Below are 17,714 nucleotides of genomic sequence, written 5' to 3'. Positions count from 1 at the left end.
CACTATGAACGTTTGGGAATCACACCTGTAAAAGCTTCACCATCTCTTTCACTTACGGGTTTCACAGGCTGCGCAGGAACACCAGCCACCAAATAGTAATCGGGTGTGTCGCTTACCACGCTTGAATTGCTTGCAACCAAATTGCCCTTGCCCAATTTCACACCGCATTTTACGGTGACATTGGCTGCCAGCCATGAGCCCTCACCAATGGTAATAGGGCGGTAAATATTCTGACCGCTAGCAAAGCTTCCGTCTTTGAAAACGTGCTGGGCCGAACTGATCACCACATTGGGACCAAAAAGTACGTTGTCTTCAATATAAATTCCTGCCTTCGCATTAATCCATGTCCCTCTGGCAAAGTAGACGTTGTCTCCAACATTTAGTCCCTGTGGTCCATTGATGACCACTCCTCCCGCTAGTGTGAAGTTCTTGCCACACTTTCCAATAAAAGGGCTCACCAGCACCCCACGAAAACGTATGGTGAACTTATTGTCTGGTAACCATGCTGTGATCAGCTGGACAAACCAGAGTGGTAAAATATAGCGGAGTTGGTGGTAGATGGAGTTGATAGGACGTTCGATTTAGAATTCAAATATAGCGAGGTTCCCCTTAATCTAGAGGAATAGCATCACGCAGTTCGGTATACATCACAATTCTTCGCGGTCCGAGTACAGATTGACCGTATTCCCTCGCCTTTTGAATATTGCGTTCACCGATTTCCATCCAAGTATCACTATGGTCTATTAATTGGGCAAAAAACTGAGTTGCATGCTCTACATCATCCAATGGAAAGGTGTGTGCCTTATCAATCAACTCAACAATACCTCCAATGGGCGTCCCAACACAAACCAAACCTCTGGCCATGGCTTCAATCATGGAGCGTGGAACTCCTTCGGAATAAGAAGGCAGACAAAAAATGTGACAGGAATCCAGAATGCGAACGATGTTATCAAAGCCTGTCACTTGATTATGAAAAACCACATCATCATTCATATTCAACTGATTCACCAGTGCTCTTGCGCTTTCCTGCTCTGCTCCAGTTCCCACAAAATGCAATTCGATGGGGTACCCCTTCTCCTTCAACACAGAACCGATACGGATCAAGTAGGCTTGGTTCTTAGGAATCACAAAACTGGCCACCTCTACAATTCGAATAGGATTCAAAGGGGGTAATTCCCGAGGAGAATCCAATATGTATTTTTCATTTAATCGAATACTAGAAATGGCTTTCGTATTCACGTTTGCCGGAGGTGGATAGAGCGATTGGAGATGCGAAGCGCTCACGTAACTCCCGGTCTTTGCCGATTGAACAATGGCCTTCATTCTCTGTCCATGTACACGCCCAGCTAGCAGCATAATTTGCCGTTTAATCCGACCGTCATCTACCGAAAGTAAACTCTCTAAAGGATCGCCTACGAACTCAAAGATATGAGGTTTAGGCTGCTTTCGTCTTTGATTTATCAGATGAACATTCCATGCAGCGGTTGCAGGTATTCGGTAACAAATAGCGTCTACCCCATCAATCAACTTGGCAAAAGGCCTAAAATACTTCATGGAATCGATGAACCACTTCACGCCGTGAACTGCCGGTGTCCCATGAAACTCAAGTCGATCTCCAGAAGATTTTACCAATCCCGTCGAATCTTCCACCGACTTCAACCTGCACAACACATCCACCTTCTCAAACACTTCTAAATAAGGTGCAAAGAACTCGTAGTTAAAACCAAATGTATCATATACCTCACCATCACATTCATAGTAAACATGGTCGGTTACAAATAGAAGTCTGCCTTTCATGGGAACGAAGATAGGGGTTGGTCATTGGTCTTTCATCCTGGAGCCTGAAGTCTAGGACCTAGCTACTCTCCTTTTCCGCAGAACCAAATAACCCATAACAAATTGCATGAGCGTCAATATTTCAGCATAAAGCACATTGAGCAATACCTCATTTACGGTTTCATGGCGATAATAGGTAAGAATCAACAATACAGCAAAGGAAACACCTTGAAAAAGAACCTTCCACCTATGCTGACGGAAGGCATTAAATACAGCCCCCAAGAAAGTGTAGGCAAAGCCAGCCGTACTGGCCAGCAAAATCAGCATTAATGCATCCATATAAGCCGTGTAGGCTTCTGTAAATAGCAAGGTGATTATACTTTCTCCAAAGAGCCAAAAAACGAGTGTGAGTCCGATACCCAGTCCGCCACCAATGGCCACATTCAGCGCAACAAATTTATCCAAACCTCTGTAGTTCTTCACTTTCAACAATTCGCCATATCTGCTCTGCGTTGCTGTAGAAAGTGAGCCTACAATCTGACTTCCAATCATTCGGAAGTAGTAAAGTGTTCCCACTATACCAATCGCCTCCAGGCCAAAAAACTGCTCCAGGGCGAGTTTGGGATAATTGATGTAGTATTTTTCGATCAGCGCTATGATTACCATTGGAATGGTGAGAACAATCATGTGTTTGATCGGTGTAGGGACATCGGCGACTTTTCTCCCAAACTGTAGTGCCCAGCGCAAATCGAAAGCGACGAATAGTAGAATATTTGTTCCCAAATACACCCAAAGCAAGGTCAGGAAATCAGGTTTCCAGAGAATGCCTACCGTTGCCGTAACCACAAATGTGCCTCCGGTTTTAATCCATCGCGACATTGCTACGCGTTGCGTACTTTCAATCTTGTGGAAGAGCCCGTAGTATAAGTTAGATTGATTCTCCAGCAACTTCATGGTACCCAGTATGAGCACATACCAGAAATACTCACTATCTGTAAACTGAGTGGAGATGAGCAATACAGCAAATGCGAAGATATTTACGCGATTCCTATATCTGTGGTAGCTGTGATAATGGCCCTCTTCTGTGCCTGTTAGGTACAAGCTTCTAAGTTGTAAATCGAAAGCAAGCGTAATGGGAAGCACGAAGGCACCTACATAATTGAAAACTCCAATCTCTTCTGTTGAATAGAGTCGGACAAATACCGTGAGTAGCAGGAATTGAAAGGCTGCATAGCCAACATTTCCAAGTAGGGCAAAAATGAAATTGAATTTAAGCCCGTTGGTGGCTTTGTACTTCAGCATATACTATGAGGTATCACGCTGTGAAGATACGCTTCCTTAATCGTTTGCCGATTTATTGTCGAGTTGTTCGTACACGCTATTGTTAGAAATAAACTCAGGTACCATTTCCTTCATTACAGAAACCAAGGTCATTGGATCTGCATCAACGAGCGCTTCAGAAAGCTTGTCAATTTGGCGACGAACCACATCAAAATCGTTCTTCTGCACGCGTGCCTTGAGAATCTTAGCATTGTGTGTAGGAAGCGTATTCTCGTTGTTGGCAAGAAGTTCTTCGTACAACTTTTCACCCGGACGGAGTCCTGTCTCTTTGATTTCGATATCCTTACCCAAGCGCAAACCCGACAAAGCGATCATTTTCTTTGCCAAGTCATAAATCTTTACACTCTCTCCCATATCGAAGACGAAGATCTCTCCCCCTTCTCCCATGGCACCAGCTTCCATAACTAGGTTACAGGCTTCCGGAATCGTCATGAAGAAACGAGTAATATCCTTATGCGTCACTGTGATCGGTCCACCTTGTTCGATTTGCTTGCGGAAGAGTGGAATTACTGAACCATTGGATCCCAATACATTACCAAAACGAGTAGTGATAAACTGCGTCCTACATGTGCCAGAATTGGCTAGTGCTTGAGCGTAGATTTCAGCAATGCGCTTCGTCGTTCCCATTACATTGGTAGGATTCACGGCCTTGTCTGTACTCACCATCACAAACTTCTGAGCTCCGTACTCACAAGCTAAATCGGCCATGATCTTTGTACCAAATACGTTCACCATCAAGGCTTCGTATGGGTTTGCCTCCATCAACGGAACATGCTTGTAAGCTGCTGCGTGATAGATCACTTCTGGCTTATGCGTCTCAAACAATTTCTCCATGCGAAGAAAATCCTTCACACTTGCCACAACGAATTGACATCTATTGAAGAGATCAGGGAATTTAGATTTAATCTCAAACTCCAACTCATAGAGTGGGCTCTCCGCTTGATCGAGATAAATAACCTTCTTAGGACTGTAGTGTAAAACCTGACGAGCAATTTCAGATCCGATAGAGCCGGCTGCCCCTGTTACCAAGATCACTCGATCCTTAATCTCTCGTTCGATATTGAAGTTATCCAGTTGAATCGGATCGCGTTCCAGCAAATCTTCAATTCGCACTTGGCGCAACTGTCGTGCAGACAACTCACCGTTAATCCACTTTTCAGCTGGGGGAACAATCTTCACTTGAAGACCTAATCGAACCGCCTTATCGGAAATTTCACGAAGCTTAGCCCTACTCAATCCTTGAATTGAGATAACTACTTCACTGATTTCCTTTTGCTCAATAAATTTAATCTTCAACACCTTATCTGGGTGTAGAACTGGAATGCCTTCCAAAGACTTGCGAACCTTACTCGGATTTTCATCCATAAAGGCCACAACGTTTACGTTAGAAATGGGATCAGAAAGGAGAGCATTTCGAGTAATCATTCCTGAAGTTCCCGCACCGAAAATCACAATATTTCTATTGTTCATGCGGGCGCGCTTCACTGCCGTGATATAGATGCCTTTTACGAAGAATCGACTTCCAATTAGGAAGAACAGAACCAGCAGGAAATGAATGATGATGATACTTCTACTGAAGTTGAACACTCCAGAGTACAAGGGTTGAAACCAGGAAAAGTAAGCTGAAATAAAGAGAACTCCCCCACTTGCAATCATTGCACCTTCAACCAAGCGAACGGCGTCATTTACCCCAGTATGACGAACAATACCCGCATAACTTTGCGTGAGTAAGAAACCAATAAAGTAAGCCATACACGCTACAATTGCTTGTTGGCTCAAATCATTTGGATCTATTTCATGGAATTCGAAATTGTATCGCAAGACAGTAGCGATAACAAAGGCAACACCTACCATGAAGATATCGAAGGCAAGCACTACCCACCTAGAGAGAAAGCGGTCGTTATAACTGCTAAGAATTTTTCTAAGCATACTGGTTGATTGGTCTTGCCAAATGTAATGAATTTTCTTCCATGACATATGTGACATACGATTGCGAGGGTAAATGGGTTTTTAATTGTGCATCAGTGAGCTGTAGGTCTCATCCGTCACCTGTCACTTAGCATCCATCATCCCCCCCTTCAATTCCCACGCGAAAGGATTCGCGCGGTAGAAAGGAACTGTTGATCTCACCCGTCACCCAGCATCCATCCTCCAACACCTTAAACCCCGCAAACACCCATCATCCGTCACCCAACACCTTAAACACCGCAAACACATTAAACTCCTTAATCACCCATCACCCGTCACCCAACACCTTACCCCCCTTAACCCCATCAAACTCCTAACACACCCCAACCTCCCTACCCATCACTAACTACATACTTATCCCTATCTTTACACCCTTATTTACAATCCTAGTCATCCAACTCACTATGAACCTTACACGCATAGGTGTCTTTTACGACGGAAATTACTTTACACACGTTAGTAACTACTACAACTACGTACACGACAGAAAGAGCCGATTAAGCCTTTCTGGAATCCATCGATACATCACAGAACGTTTGGCCTTTTTAGAAGAAAATGAAGTGGAGCGATGCAAGATTGTTGAGTCCCATTTTTACAAAGGTCGAATTGTAGCATCGGAAGCAAGTGAAAAGGGAAACCAACTCTATTTCGATCGCGTTTTTGACGATATCTTGAGCTACGAAGGTGTCACTGCTCATTACCAACCTGTGAAGGGTATAGTGAATAGTCGTTCTGCCGATAAAGGCCTGAACCTGCAAATGGCTGTCGACATCCTGGATTTAGCCTACAATGACAAATTAGATGTCGTAGCTCTAATTGGCGCTGACGGCGACTACACCGCCATCGTGAACAAACTAAACTCACTCGGAATCAGAGTGATGCTCATCAGTTGGGATTTTGAATTCACCAATGATGACGGTAAGCGAATGACGACCAAAACTTCTCAAGACCTCATCAAGAGTGTATCTTACCCTATCCTCATGCACGATCGAATTGAAGAAGGTCTCGAAGATGACGACGAATCCATTCAAAACATTTTCGTCCTCCCTCCTCCTGATCAACGCGAGGAACGTCAACCGCGTGAAAGCAGAACTTTCGATTCTACGTCGGTTGATAATTCAGATGCAAAACCGGGAGAAGTTCACGAGAGCGAAATCCTAAGTTTGAAGACCGGATATGGATTCATTCAATTCCAGCCAAACAACCTCTTCTTCCACCACAGCAATCTCACCAATGCGGATTTCAACGACCTCTACGAAGGGGATGCGGTAAAATTCATCGTTGAAGAAAATGATAAAGGTGAATTGGTTGCCAAGGAAGTGGAGTTGATGGTATAAGGCGGTAGGGAACGTGATGATTCTGGCCCTGGAGATGTAGGATGGGTGGCGGATGCTGGGTGCTGGGTGCTGGATGACGGGTGACGGGTGCTGGGTGCTGGGTGCTGGGTGCTGGGTGTCCGATGAGCGGGGTCAATAAAACATTGAAATTCATTTTTCTCCATGAACCTAATCGTAATTGGCGGTGGCATAGTTGGTTTGGCAACGGCCTACAAATGGCAGTTGAAGAACCCTGAAGGAGTAGTGACCGTCTTGGAGAAAGAGGCAGGAGTTGCCAAGCATCAAACAGGAAGAAACAGCGGAGTAATCCACAGTGGAATCTATTACAAGCCCGGCTCACTCAAAGCCACTACGTGCAGAGATGGGTACCAACAGTTGGTTGAGTTTGTAGAGAAGTACAATGTTGACTACGACCTCTGCGGTAAGCTGATTGTTGCTACAGAAGAGCGAGAACTTCCCCAAATCGATAGAATTTATGCTCGAGGAATAGAAAATGGTTTGGAAGGACTGGAAATTATTGGTCCCGATGAAATGACTGATGCAGAGCCTTTTGTAGCTGGAATCAAAGCCATCAAAGTTCCTCAAACGGGAATTGTCGACTATGTAGGCATGTGTCTAAAGCTCGCTGAACTCATTGTTGAATTACAGCCTGAAAGTCGTGTATTGCCCCATCAACGCGTCATACGCATCACCCAAAAGGGAAAGGTAACCGCTGTAAAAACAGACACAGATACCTTTATTGCAGATCGTGTGGTTGCCTGTGGCGGCTTGGAAGCCGACCGATTGGCAGCATTGGATGGTTTGAACTTAGACGTGAAGATTGTTCCCTTCCGAGGAGATTATTACGATTTGACACCATCTGGAGAACACAAGGTGAAACATTTGATTTACCCCGTACCTGATCCAGATTTGCCCTTTTTGGGTGTTCACTTTACACGAATGATCAAGGGTGGCGTGGAGTGTGGACCCAATGCCGTTTTCTCCTTTAAACGCGAAGGATACTCCAAAACCTCTTTCAGCTTGCGAGACAGCCTTAATGCCCTGAGATTTTCGGGTACGTGGAACCTATTTAAGAAACACTGGCGTTACGGACTGGGAGAATATGAAAGGGCATTTAGTAGATCCAAATTTCTTGAAGCCCTTCAAAAACTCATTCCATCTCTGGAAGACAGTGACATCACTCCAGCACGCGCAGGAGTTCGTGCGCAAGCACTACGCCCAGATGGAACGCTGGTTGACGATTTCGTAATTGAAAAGGGGCGAGCGGCCATCCACGTCATCAACGCGCCGAGTCCAGCTGCTACAGCAAGCTTGGCCATTGCGGATCGCATTGTGAAAGCTCTATAGTCTGGAAACTATCAGACTACAACAACTTCAACAAATACTCTCCATACCCACTTTTCTTCAGTGGTTCGGCAATTTCACGTAGTTGCCTAGAGTCGATGAAGCCCATTTGGTAAGCTGTTTCTTCAATACAGCCAATTTTTACACCTTGGCGGTTCTCAATGACTTGCACGAATTGAGCAGCTTGTTGTAGGGAGTTAAATGTTCCCGTATCCAACCAAGCCGTACCTCTATCTAGGATTCCCACATGGAGATTTCCCCTTTTCAGGTACTCTCTGTTCACGTCGGTAATCTCATATTCTCCTCGTGGTGACGGCTTCAAGTTCTCCGCAATCTCGATCACCGAATTATCGTAGAAGTAGATTCCGGGAACGGCATAGCTCGACTTTGGCTGAGCAGGTTTTTCTTCAATACTAAGTGCATTGAGATTTTCATCAAACTCAACCACACCGTATCTCTCTGGATCAGAAACCTTGTAAGCGAATACAACTCCTCCAGATGGATTGGCTGAATCTTGTAGCAACTTACCCAACCCCGTTCCATAAAAGATATTATCTCCTAGGATAAGTGCAACCTTATCATTTCCAATAAAGTCTTTGCCCAATACAAAAGCCTGTGCCAGACCATTGGGTTCGTGTTGCACTACGTACTCAAATCGACATCCCAATCTCGATCCATCTCCCAATAATTTCATGAAAAGCTCCTGATCATGTGGTGTAGTGATGATCAGAATTTCACGAATTCCGGCACGCATCAACGTGTCCAGTGGATAGTAAATCATCGGTTTATCGTAAACAGGCATGAGCTGTTTAGATACTGCCAGAGTAAGCGGATGGAGTCGGGTTCCCGAACCTCCTGCGAGTATGATGCCTTTCATAAGTTCGAAGGTAGAAAAGTTTACGGTGATGGGAGGAATCTTAAGAGAAGTAGTAAGACATCAGAAGAAAAGGAAGAGTACTTCAAAGTAATAATCCTTCATTAAAGACACTTATTCTAATCTCTTCATCCAATTCAATGTTTAATCCTATTCTTCTGAGTGCCCCTGAAATTTTTGAGGTGGCATCGAATCGGAACCTTTCATTAAGACCAAAGCCGTCTTAACCAGTATCCGTAAATCTAGACCAAAAGAAATTTGTTGTACATATTGTAAATCAAAAGTGAATCTTTTCTTCCATTCAATTTCATTTCTACCACTCACTTGAGCTAAGCCTGTAATTCCTGGGACAACGTGATGCCTTTTGCGTTCTTCCAAAGTATAAAGCGCTAAGTACTCTGGTAATAATGGGCGTGGCCCAACAAAACTCATTTCTCCCTTAATCACATTTAGTAATTGCGGTAACTCATCAAGCCCAAATTTCCGAATGAACCTTCCAACCCTAGGAATAGACTCATTCTCTGCAGCGTAGTAACCATCACTCCGCATAGATCGGAATTTGTACAGCTTAAACGGTCGCTCACGATATCCAATTCTTTCTTGAACGAAAACCACCTTGTGGCTGATGAACAAGTAGACCAAAACAGCTGTAATACACAGAAAAGGGATAGCAAGGACAAAACATGTTATTCCCAAAAGACGATCGAGTACCGGTTTGACGGTTTTGCGATACATGCTCATTTTAGTGGTTTGGCTGGAACCCCACCCCAAGTTTCATTGATGGGGATATCTATATTCACAACAGCGCCTGCTCCTACTACACATCCTCGTCCCAATTTAGTCGCCTTTATCAACTTTGCCCCTGTCCCTATGTAAACCTCTTCTTCTAAGGTCGCTCCACCTGAAATATTAGCGGAAGGCATTATACAACTGTAATCTCCTATTGTGGTATCATGTCCAACGGTACACCCCAAATTGATGAGCACAAAATCACCAATCCGAACATTAGTTGTAATAATGGTGCCGTCGGCTATATATGTACCATTGCCAAGATGAACATATTCTGGCCAATGAATTCTGGCATTGGGATGAACGATGGTTGGAAAGGTTAATTTCTCATTCTTCTTCAGCCGTTCATGAATTGATCGCTTTAAACTAGGGTTACCTATGGCAATCATGACCTCATAGTGTCCTTCCGCAGTACTCAAATCAGCTACATCTCCCCAAATCGATAACCCATTAACAGGTTCTGTGGCATTGTCGTCCACAAAGGCAATCTCATTCCAATTCCCCAATGCTAGGGCTGTAGCGGCTACCTCTCTGCCTAAGCCACCTGCACCTACAATCAACAAGGTCATATGATTTGCATCACCGATCATGCTTTCGCCCTAATTTTAGAAACCAATTTCATTTTAAAAGGGAGGTAAACCGCAACTAATCCACCCAAAACTAGAATGAAATACGAAAATCGGTTATTCGAACTCATTCCTATCCAACCCAGATTAATGAGTAATTGAATGGACGCATAGATCGCAGAAACAGCCACATGTGGAATCTTCATTTCATTGGCCAAGTACTGATACAAATGGGTTCGATGTGCTTCAAAAATATTCTCACCTTTCTTTAATCTCGTAAGGATTGTAAACACGGTATCTACCCCATAAACCGAGAAAAAGACAAGGATTGAGAATCCATATCCAGATAGCATTAGATCCAACAAGATAAACGCCAGAATAAACGCCATACTCACGCTACCAACGTCACCAGCAAAAGTTCTGGCCTTGCGGCGTATGTTGAAAACCCCAAATGCAAGTACAGAAAGTAATCCTACCTCAACAATAGAGGAATCCAATAGAGTTTGGTACTCACCGCTGCTATACAGGAATAATGCTGGAACGATGATAGATAAAGCGTACAATGCCGTGATCCCATTAATACCATCCATAAAATTGAATGCGTTGATCCAACCTATGATTAAGACTAATGCAGCCAACCACAAATACCATGGTTGCGAATCAAATCCCATCCCCCATAAGAGAAGTACGACCGATAGGATATGAACCACCAAACGAGATAGCGGCTTAATGGTGTATTTATCATCAATGAAGCTGATGACAGAAATGGTAAATAAGCCTGATACGACCCAAGCGGCATGATCCATCACACTGCTATTCTGGGATACTATTAACCCTATGAAAATAGAAATCGGAAAGATAATCCCCCCTCCTCTAATGGTCAGTGTGGAATGCGAAGATCGACCTGATGGAACATCTACTATTCCAATGCGCGGTGCGATCCATATATAGAGCATTTCTAGCAGTACAAAAACTGAGAAAAGTACCGCTAGCGTAATGTTGTCAAGCTGAAACATCAGACAGTTAGTTGGATTGAGTCAATTTTTTTATTTGATCTAGATAGCTACCTACCACCCACTTTTCATCAAAAGTATCTTCCGCTAGCTTCCTTCCTCTATCCCCCATTTGCAATCGCTCACCTTTGGATTTACCCAAAAGTTTTAAAATCGCTTGCTGGAGAGAATTTACGTCTTTTGGCTCACAAAGAAATCCACTTTCATCTGCGATCACCGCTTGTCTACAGCCCGGTACATTGGTAGTAATAATCGGCACCCCTGAACTACTTGCTTCGAGCAAGACTCTGGACATTCCTTCCCGATAGGAAGGAAGTACAATGGCATCATACTTACCCAGCTCTAATTCAGGACTATCCGTTTGTGCATGGTAAATAATCAAACCGTCAGACTGCCATTGAGAAACGGTGGCGCGAGAGATTCCTGTTATCTGCATCTCATCCAATCCACCGAGAATGTGGAACTTGGCATCCACGCCTTCTGAACGAAGAATTTTGATGGCATCCACATATTCCACTACTCCTTTGTCCTTGATAACTCTACCTACAAAGCACAGCTCCGTACTGTCATTCGTCCCAAATGTTCGGTGCTTTGGATGGAACCGGTCGATGTCAACGCCTGAACCAGGAAGGAGAGAATAATTGGTTCTACGGCCAAGGATATGCTGAACGAAATAGGCTTGATCATCTTCATTCTGAAAGAAAATATGATCGGCTTTTCTCTGACTCAACTTGTAGAGTATTTTGATCAACTTCCATGTTAAGCCCCCTTTGATAAAGGCAGAACCAAGACCAGAAACATTATTGATAACCGGGATGCCATTCAACCTAGCTGCCAAAGAACCGTAAATATTAGGCAAGATGGCATTGTGCAAAATCACATCAGGTGCTATCTGTTTATAGATGGTTCTATACTTCAAAAACAATCGTATCTGATTGGAAAATGAAGCGTCGTTATTGTGAAAATCAAGACGATGAACCACAAAGCCTTCCTCTTTTAGAAGGTTGGAGTATACTTCATCCCAAGGGCACAAAACGTGAATCTCACACCCCATAGACTCTCTAATCTCCGCCAGCATTTTGCGACGGAAATTATAAACGGACCAAGCACTGTTATTTGAGAAAAGTATCCTCATCTCTTCTGCCAAACCACACGATTAATGTACGAGGTATAGGATAGAATGATTCGAACTACTTTTTCACCCACATTCGGCATAGAGTAATCCGCTACAGGTCTAAAGTTTCTATTCTCTAAGTTCTGAGAACTCAATTGGGTAAGACCTTGCATGATTCGTTCTGGATCCATACCAACCATCATTACAGAAGCTTCCTCCATTGCTTCAGGTCGCTCATGAGCATCTCTGATATTCAGCGCACGGAAGTTCATAATGGACGATTCTTCTGAAATTGTTCCACTATCCGAAAGTACCGCGAATGCATTCTTCTGTAGTGCGTTGTAATCAGAGAACCCTAGCGGTTTAAGGAACTGAACCAGCTCGTGCATTTCAACATTGGAAGTCGCGAGTCGGTTCTTCGTACGAGGATGCGTAGAAACAATGATGGGGTAACCGTACTTCTCAGCGATTGTATTTAGGGAAGTTAGAAGCCCATTGAAATTCACATCATTCGTAATATTCTCTTCCCTGTGAGCAGAAACTACAAAGTACTTTCCCTTCTCTAATCCAAGGCGTGTGTGTACGTCTGATGCGTCAATCTGATCCATATAATGACCCAGAACTTCAAACATCGGACTTCCTGTTTTGATGATACGATCGGCTGGAAGACCTTCTTTTAGCAAGTATTCTCTCGCTATGTCACTGTAAGTCAGGTTGACATCAGCCACATGATCTACAATCTTTCTATTCGTTTCTTCAGGAACGCGTTGATCGAAGCATCGATTTCCCGCCTCCATATGGAAAATAGGAATCTTTCTCTTCTTTGCTGGAATGGCACACAGGCAACTGTTTGTGTCGCCTAAAACCAGAAAAGCATCAGGAGCTTCACTTTCTAAGATTGGATCAATTTTAATCAGAATCTGTCCAACGGTTTCTGTCGCATTTTTTCCAGCGGCCTCCAAGAAGTAATCTGGTTTGCGAATTCCCATATCTTCAAAGAAAATCTGATTCAATTCATAGTCGTAGTTCTGCCCAGTGTGGACTAGAATATGCTCAATTGCATCAGACTCGTCTAGCTTTGCCATCACGCGTGCAAGACGAATAATCTCTGGTCTTGTGCCTACTACCGTAAGTACCTTTAACTTTTTCATACTTCTAAGAAATAAGTATCTGTTCGATTCTGATCGAAAATTTCATTGGCCCAGAAAAGGGTGATCAACTCCGTATCACCAACATTTGTGATGTTATGCGTGTATCCCGTTGGTATATCTACCACCTTAGGTTCTTTGCCGTTTACGGGATATTCAATTACTCGATCTGAGAAAATGTGTCTAAATCGAATGACCGCCTCTCCTCGAATGACTAAGAACTTCTCGGTCTTCGTATGGTGATAGTGGTTCCCTCTCGTGATTCCCGGTTTAGTTGTGGATATAAAGACTTGTCCAAACGCCTCAGACTTAATCCATTCAAAAAGATCTCCTCTATTATCCACTTTGAGTTCCATCGGATAAGCGAACTGATCTTCTGGAAGGTAGGATAAATAGGTACTATAGAGATACTTGGTAAGGGTATCGCCTACAGCTGGAGCAATAAGCGTTTCTCGATTGGTAGGAAATGAGGAGATCGTTTTAGCCAGATATCCCAAAGAAACATTGAAAACCGTTCTAATCTCTTCGTACTTACACTCGTTCTCGACGGAGTCATGTGAAATCTGCTCCAAGAACTGCTCTACCACATCATCTACATAAACCACTGGAAACGTGTAATTAGGATCTCTAATTTCCAATGGTTTACCGTGAGCTACATTGTGACAAAATGTAGAAATAACTGAATTGTAATTCGGTTTTGACCACTTGCCAAAAACACCGGGCAATCGGTAAATCACACCTTTCAATTTACCTTGATTTGTAGCTTCAACTACCAAATCTTCTGCCCTCTTCTTACTAATGCCGTACGGATTATCTATCAACGCCTGAGTGGAAGAACTCATGACAAAAACAGGACACTTCTCACCTCCCAAATGACGGATGAGCTGCTCCGTTAGATCGGTATTTCCGGTGGTAAACTCCTCTTCCGTTTTGGGACGATTCACCCCTGCCAAATGGTAAATGACATCTACATTTTCCAATAGGCTTGAATAATCGTCAACAGATGTGTTTCGAGTAATCTCTACCAGCTCCACTTCTTCCAGTCTTTGCAAACGGGAAATCAAGTTTTTCCCTATAAACCCACTGGCTCCTGTAACGGCTATCTTCATCCTTTCAATTCATTTTGAACGTATTCCAACTGAAGAATCAACTTCTTGAGTTCATCATTCGAAAGTCGGTATGTGTTATGAGAATGGTAGTCTTCGATTTTCTGAACTTCTTCATTTCCCTCGGAGAAGTACTTACCGTAGTTCAGGTCTCTATCATCTGCGGTTACTCGATAGTAATCGCCCAAGTCTTCACTCTTCACTCGTTCTTCTGCTGTAAGCAAGGTTTCATAGAGTTTCTCACCATGACGTGTTCCAATCACGCGTACCCCTACTGTACTGTTGAAAATATCGAGCATCACTTCTGCAAGCTGTCCAATGGTTGCCGCAGGAGCTTTCTGAACAAACAAATCTCCTGATTTTCCATTTTCGAAAGAGAACAACACCAACTCAACGGCCTGCTCCAACGACATCATAAAACGGGTCATTTCAGGATTGGTGAGTGTTAAAGGCTTGCCTTCTTTAATCTGCTGAATAAACAGAGGAATAACCGATCCCCTACTTGCCATTACATTTCCATAACGGGTTGCCGTGATGGTTGTGCCATGAGCCACACGCGATTTGGCAACCGCAACCTTTTCCATCATTGCTTTTGAAATCCCCATTGCATTAATGGGATAGGCCGCTTTGTCCGTGCTGAGGCAAATAACCTTTTCAACATGGTTGCGAATGGCTGCGTTCAAGACATTCTCCGTTCCGAGAACATTCGTCTTCACGGCTTCTATAGGGTAGAATTCACAAGATGGAACTTGCTTTAAGGCCGCCGCATGAAAGATATAGTCTACACCTTCCATCGCATATTGGAGACTATCGGAGTCTCTTACATCTCCGATAAAGAACTTTACTTTATCACTTTGAAGCTGATGACGCATATCATCTTGCTTCTTTTCGTCGCGACTAAAGATTCTGATTTCTTCAATATCAGAATCTAGGAATCCCTTCAGTACAGCATTTCCAAACGAACCTGTGCCTCCGGTGATGAGAAGTCTCTTATTTTTAAACATATGCTAGCTTATTTTCTCGCATCAACACTTCATCATGAATCACGGGGAAAATGAAGAATATCGCGAATCCGATAGACGGGGTTAAGTTGTTGACAGTAGCCAAAGAGAACGCTACAATGAGCATAATCAATGGCAAATTATTGTTCTGTTTGGTTTTAAAATTGATTCTCTTGGCGATTGGATTTCCTATCAAATAGACCTGAATTGTTCCTATTAAGAACCCAAATAAAGCAAAGGTATCAAGCACTTGAGAATGTTGTCCAAATCCCGAAACCCCAGCCCCAACTCTACGTATTGGATCTACAATGATTCCAAAAAAAGGATTATTCAGGAAAAGCTTAAAACTCTGAGAGTACGTGTCTGCCCTTGCTGTTACTGAAGCTCCCGAATTTCCTTTGATCAGCAAATCTCTAATCTCTTTTACCCTAGAAGCGTTCAATGAATCGCCTAGATAAGCCAATGCGGCATCCGATATCAAGACTATGATAGGTTCAAAGAACAAAAAGATAAATACACCAACCGTGACGATTATAATGGCACGTCCTTTCGAAAGTCGAGGGAAAAAGATCCTCATCACCAATGCAAAGAGACAAAGAAGCAGGCCGGTCATGAAGTTGGAAAGTAACACGGTAACAAATAAGAGCCCCAACAGTGACAGGACAGTAAGTCGATGCTTCCTTGGCATTGAATTCCTGCCAAAATAGAAAAGCAACGAACAGAAGATCACTACAATGAAATAAATAAACCCATACCCCCCAACAGAGGTAGAAGCTCTTTCAACGGCACCTCTTTCAAGAATATCTCTCGATGCGAAAGGATTAACCAGTAAGGCTCTGATCGTTGTAAGACAGGTCGCGACAATAAAGGGGATCAACCCGTAAATAATTCGCTTGTTGTAATAGTGAAAGCCGTAATATTTATTGATCTCATAACCAATGTAGAATAAATACAATTGTGAGAGCTCTAAGAATCGGTTTCCTATAACACCATTGCCAAAGAAGTAAGAAATCAATACGGTATATAGGACAAATACACCAACATACATCCTGTACTTCGAACGGTTGAATATTGCTCTTTTTCCAATAGTAAGCGAAACAAGCAACCAAAGGATCATCAATGCCGCCCACAATTGATTGAAGAATGAGAATACCCTTACCTGTGGCAAAAAGGATATCAATGCGAGTACAAACAGGATAATATTGCTGAGAATAAGTCTAGATCTCATCTTTTCTCCTTCAGAATAGTTTTGTACAATTCATCCCATTGCGACTCCAATCGTCTCCGATCAAAAGTGGTATTCACCCTATTGAAAGCATTATGTCCAAATTCCTTTCTCTTTTCAACGCTAGCGACTAATTCTGCAATGGCTTCGCTTAATTCAGAGGCATTTCCTGGCTCTACCAACCTGCCATTATGGCCATCAATTACAATTTCAGGAACTCCACCCGTGTTTGAGGCGACTAAAGCCAAGTGGTAAGAAGAGGCTTCTAAAAGCGCTACAGAGAGGGTCTCGTGCAAGGTAGGAAGAACAAATATATCAGAGGCATTCAGATAATCGCCCACATTTGCCTTATACCCTAAAAACACAACCTGACCTTTCGCAATCTGATCGGACAATTCTTCTTGCATCTCGTCTAGGTACTCTCCTCTTCCCACAATTAAAATGGTAAGATTTGTCTGCTTCGAGAGAGAGCGAATAGAATCCTTAAATATGTGATAACCCTTGTCTTTGGTAATTCTAGCCACTGAAATAGCAACTACTTGATCCGCAGGAATTTTCAGCTCCTTCCGAATGTCATCTCTTGAAATAGATTGAGATACTGGCGGTGGAAAGTTGTAAATAAATGACCTCGTCTTTGATTTAAGGATTCTTAAGGCCTTTCTATTTGCAACGTACTTACTAACTCCTACTGCTCTGGTTGCACTCAATAATGTGAATGGTTCAAGAATATAAGTCAGTAAGAAACTTTTAATCTTGGAGAAGTACAAGGCATCTCCTGAAAAGCCTCGAACAGAAACAACGGTACGTTTTACACCTGCCAATCTGCATGCAACGGCCATGTGGAATCCTGACAATTGTAACCCCGTATAATGAACGATGTCGGGCTTAATCTCACGAATCTGGTCTCTAAGATGGAGAATGCGTTTCCAACTGACACCTGCTCCAAGGCTCACATCATACCAAATCGTCCTAAATTCATAAGACTCCTTAAGCTCGGACTCCATAAGTCTAGTGGTACTTGTAAACGGCCCCCCTCCTTTACCAGCAGTGGATAAGTCCATTGCTATTACAGGTTTAGAAACCGTGCCTTGTTCGCTTTGTACTGTGTTCAT

At 43.2% G+C, this 17,714-nt stretch carries 16 protein-coding genes; 2 read left to right on the top strand and 14 right to left on the bottom strand.

Going from position 1 to position 17,714, the window contains the following annotated elements:
• Positions 1 to 2: 2 nt before the first annotated feature.
• From F8C82_RS04250 to F8C82_RS04235, 4 genes are all read right to left on the bottom strand, one after another.
• Positions 3 to 458, bottom strand: a complete 456-nt coding sequence (locus F8C82_RS04250; protein WP_170266149.1) for an acyltransferase — start codon at positions 456 to 458, stop codon at positions 3 to 5.
• Between the two features lie 151 nt (positions 459 to 609).
• Positions 610 to 1,797 carry a glycosyltransferase gene (locus F8C82_RS04245; RefSeq protein ID WP_151692309.1) on the bottom strand — a complete coding sequence of 396 codons (1,188 nt, stop codon included), beginning with the start codon at positions 1,795 to 1,797 and terminating at the stop codon, positions 610 to 612.
• A gap of 51 nt (positions 1,798 to 1,848) precedes the next feature.
• The gene (locus F8C82_RS04240) at positions 1,849 to 3,078 is read right to left on the bottom strand and encodes a lipopolysaccharide biosynthesis protein (protein WP_151692307.1); all 1,230 of its coding nucleotides are present in this window, start codon (positions 3,076 to 3,078) and stop codon (positions 1,849 to 1,851) included.
• A 36-nt stretch (positions 3,079 to 3,114) separates the two neighbouring features.
• The gene (locus F8C82_RS04235; protein WP_151692305.1) at positions 3,115 to 5,046 is read right to left on the bottom strand and encodes a polysaccharide biosynthesis protein; all 1,932 of its coding nucleotides are present in this window, start codon (positions 5,044 to 5,046) and stop codon (positions 3,115 to 3,117) included.
• A gap of 443 nt (positions 5,047 to 5,489) precedes the next feature.
• On the opposite strand from F8C82_RS04235, the gene F8C82_RS04230 reads away from it, so the two are divergent.
• Both F8C82_RS04230 and lhgO read left to right on the top strand, forming a co-directional pair.
• The gene (locus F8C82_RS04230; protein ID WP_151692303.1) at positions 5,490 to 6,422 is read left to right on the top strand and encodes an NYN domain-containing protein; all 933 of its coding nucleotides are present in this window, start codon (positions 5,490 to 5,492) and stop codon (positions 6,420 to 6,422) included.
• 162 nt (positions 6,423 to 6,584) lie between these two features.
• A complete protein-coding gene (gene lhgO, locus F8C82_RS04225) occupies positions 6,585 to 7,769 on the top strand; it encodes an L-2-hydroxyglutarate oxidase (RefSeq protein WP_151692301.1) in 1,185 nt (394 codons plus the stop codon).
• A gap of 16 nt (positions 7,770 to 7,785) precedes the next feature.
• Here lhgO and rfbA read toward each other — a convergent pair whose 3' ends face one another.
• The 10 genes from rfbA to F8C82_RS04175 all read right to left on the bottom strand — a co-directional run bounded on the left by rfbA (position 7,786) and on the right by F8C82_RS04175 (position 17,714).
• Positions 7,786 to 8,643 (bottom strand): glucose-1-phosphate thymidylyltransferase RfbA, encoded by an 858-nt coding sequence (gene rfbA / locus F8C82_RS04220; protein ID WP_151692299.1) that lies wholly within the window; start codon positions 8,641 to 8,643, stop codon positions 7,786 to 7,788.
• A 147-nt stretch (positions 8,644 to 8,790) separates the two neighbouring features.
• Positions 8,791 to 9,375 (bottom strand): sugar transferase, encoded by a 585-nt coding sequence (locus tag F8C82_RS04215; RefSeq protein WP_151692297.1) that lies wholly within the window; start codon positions 9,373 to 9,375, stop codon positions 8,791 to 8,793.
• 2 nt (positions 9,376 to 9,377) lie between these two features.
• The gene (locus tag F8C82_RS04210; protein ID WP_151692295.1) at positions 9,378 to 10,019 is read right to left on the bottom strand and encodes an acetyltransferase; all 642 of its coding nucleotides are present in this window, start codon (positions 10,017 to 10,019) and stop codon (positions 9,378 to 9,380) included.
• Positions 10,016 to 11,011 carry an MraY family glycosyltransferase gene (locus F8C82_RS04205; RefSeq protein WP_151692293.1) on the bottom strand — a complete coding sequence of 332 codons (996 nt, stop codon included), beginning with the start codon at positions 11,009 to 11,011 and terminating at the stop codon, positions 10,016 to 10,018. The genes F8C82_RS04210 and F8C82_RS04205 overlap by 4 nt, the downstream gene beginning before the upstream one ends.
• A gap of 7 nt (positions 11,012 to 11,018) precedes the next feature.
• Positions 11,019 to 12,143: a glycosyltransferase family 4 protein gene (locus F8C82_RS04200; protein WP_223279477.1), complete on the bottom strand. Its 1,125-nt coding sequence runs from the start codon at positions 12,141 to 12,143 to the stop codon at positions 11,019 to 11,021.
• The gene (wecB, locus tag F8C82_RS04195; protein WP_151692289.1) at positions 12,140 to 13,273 is read right to left on the bottom strand and encodes a non-hydrolyzing UDP-N-acetylglucosamine 2-epimerase; all 1,134 of its coding nucleotides are present in this window, start codon (positions 13,271 to 13,273) and stop codon (positions 12,140 to 12,142) included. Before wecB ends, F8C82_RS04200 begins: the two co-directional genes overlap by 4 nt.
• The gene (locus F8C82_RS04190) at positions 13,270 to 14,379 is read right to left on the bottom strand and encodes a polysaccharide biosynthesis C-terminal domain-containing protein (RefSeq protein ID WP_151692287.1); all 1,110 of its coding nucleotides are present in this window, start codon (positions 14,377 to 14,379) and stop codon (positions 13,270 to 13,272) included. The genes wecB and F8C82_RS04190 overlap by 4 nt, the downstream gene beginning before the upstream one ends.
• Positions 14,376 to 15,380: a polysaccharide biosynthesis protein gene (locus F8C82_RS04185; RefSeq protein WP_151692285.1), complete on the bottom strand. Its 1,005-nt coding sequence runs from the start codon at positions 15,378 to 15,380 to the stop codon at positions 14,376 to 14,378. The genes F8C82_RS04190 and F8C82_RS04185 overlap by 4 nt, the downstream gene beginning before the upstream one ends.
• The gene (locus F8C82_RS04180; protein ID WP_151692283.1) at positions 15,373 to 16,605 is read right to left on the bottom strand and encodes a hypothetical protein; all 1,233 of its coding nucleotides are present in this window, start codon (positions 16,603 to 16,605) and stop codon (positions 15,373 to 15,375) included. Before F8C82_RS04180 ends, F8C82_RS04185 begins: the two co-directional genes overlap by 8 nt.
• Positions 16,602 to 17,714: a glycosyltransferase gene (locus F8C82_RS04175; protein ID WP_151692281.1), complete on the bottom strand. Its 1,113-nt coding sequence runs from the start codon at positions 17,712 to 17,714 to the stop codon at positions 16,602 to 16,604. Before F8C82_RS04175 ends, F8C82_RS04180 begins: the two co-directional genes overlap by 4 nt.

It is taken from the genome of Phaeocystidibacter marisrubri, assembly GCF_008933165.1.
In the GTDB taxonomy this organism is placed as follows: Bacteria; Bacteroidota; Bacteroidia; order Flavobacteriales; family Schleiferiaceae; genus Phaeocystidibacter; species Phaeocystidibacter marisrubri.
This window is presented reverse-complemented; position numbering and strand designations above follow the sequence as displayed.

Excerpts from the sequence above, each read along its gene's own strand:
- F8C82_RS04210 (WP_151692295.1), bottom strand. The coding sequence starts at position 10,019 with ATGATCGGTGATGCAAATCATATGACCTTGTTGATTGTAGGTGCAGGT.
- F8C82_RS04235 (WP_151692305.1), bottom strand. The coding sequence starts at position 5,046 with ATGCTTAGAAAAATTCTTAGCAGTTATAACGACCGCTTTCTCTCTAGG.
- F8C82_RS04240 (WP_151692307.1), bottom strand. The coding sequence starts at position 3,078 with ATGCTGAAGTACAAAGCCACCAACGGGCTTAAATTCAATTTCATTTTT.
- F8C82_RS04190 (WP_151692287.1), bottom strand. The coding sequence starts at position 14,379 with ATGAAGATAGCCGTTACAGGAGCCAGTGGGTTTATAGGGAAAAACTTG.
- wecB (WP_151692289.1), bottom strand. The coding sequence starts at position 13,273 with ATGAAAAAGTTAAAGGTACTTACGGTAGTAGGCACAAGACCAGAGATT.
- F8C82_RS04180 (WP_151692283.1), bottom strand. The coding sequence starts at position 16,605 with ATGAGATCTAGACTTATTCTCAGCAATATTATCCTGTTTGTACTCGCA.
- lhgO (WP_151692301.1), top strand. The coding sequence starts at position 6,585 with ATGAACCTAATCGTAATTGGCGGTGGCATAGTTGGTTTGGCAACGGCC.
- F8C82_RS04200 (WP_223279477.1), bottom strand. The coding sequence starts at position 12,143 with ATGAGGATACTTTTCTCAAATAACAGTGCTTGGTCCGTTTATAATTTC.
- F8C82_RS04175 (WP_151692281.1), bottom strand. The coding sequence starts at position 17,714 with ATGAACACAGTACAAAGCGAACAAGGCACGGTTTCTAAACCTGTAATA.
- F8C82_RS04245 (WP_151692309.1), bottom strand. The coding sequence starts at position 1,797 with ATGAAAGGCAGACTTCTATTTGTAACCGACCATGTTTACTATGAATGT.
- F8C82_RS04215 (WP_151692297.1), bottom strand. The coding sequence starts at position 9,375 with ATGTATCGCAAAACCGTCAAACCGGTACTCGATCGTCTTTTGGGAATA.
- F8C82_RS04185 (WP_151692285.1), bottom strand. The coding sequence starts at position 15,380 with ATGTTTAAAAATAAGAGACTTCTCATCACCGGAGGCACAGGTTCGTTT.
- F8C82_RS04205 (WP_151692293.1), bottom strand. The coding sequence starts at position 11,011 with ATGTTTCAGCTTGACAACATTACGCTAGCGGTACTTTTCTCAGTTTTT.
- rfbA (WP_151692299.1), bottom strand. The coding sequence starts at position 8,643 with ATGAAAGGCATCATACTCGCAGGAGGTTCGGGAACCCGACTCCATCCG.
- F8C82_RS04230 (WP_151692303.1), top strand. The coding sequence starts at position 5,490 with ATGAACCTTACACGCATAGGTGTCTTTTACGACGGAAATTACTTTACA.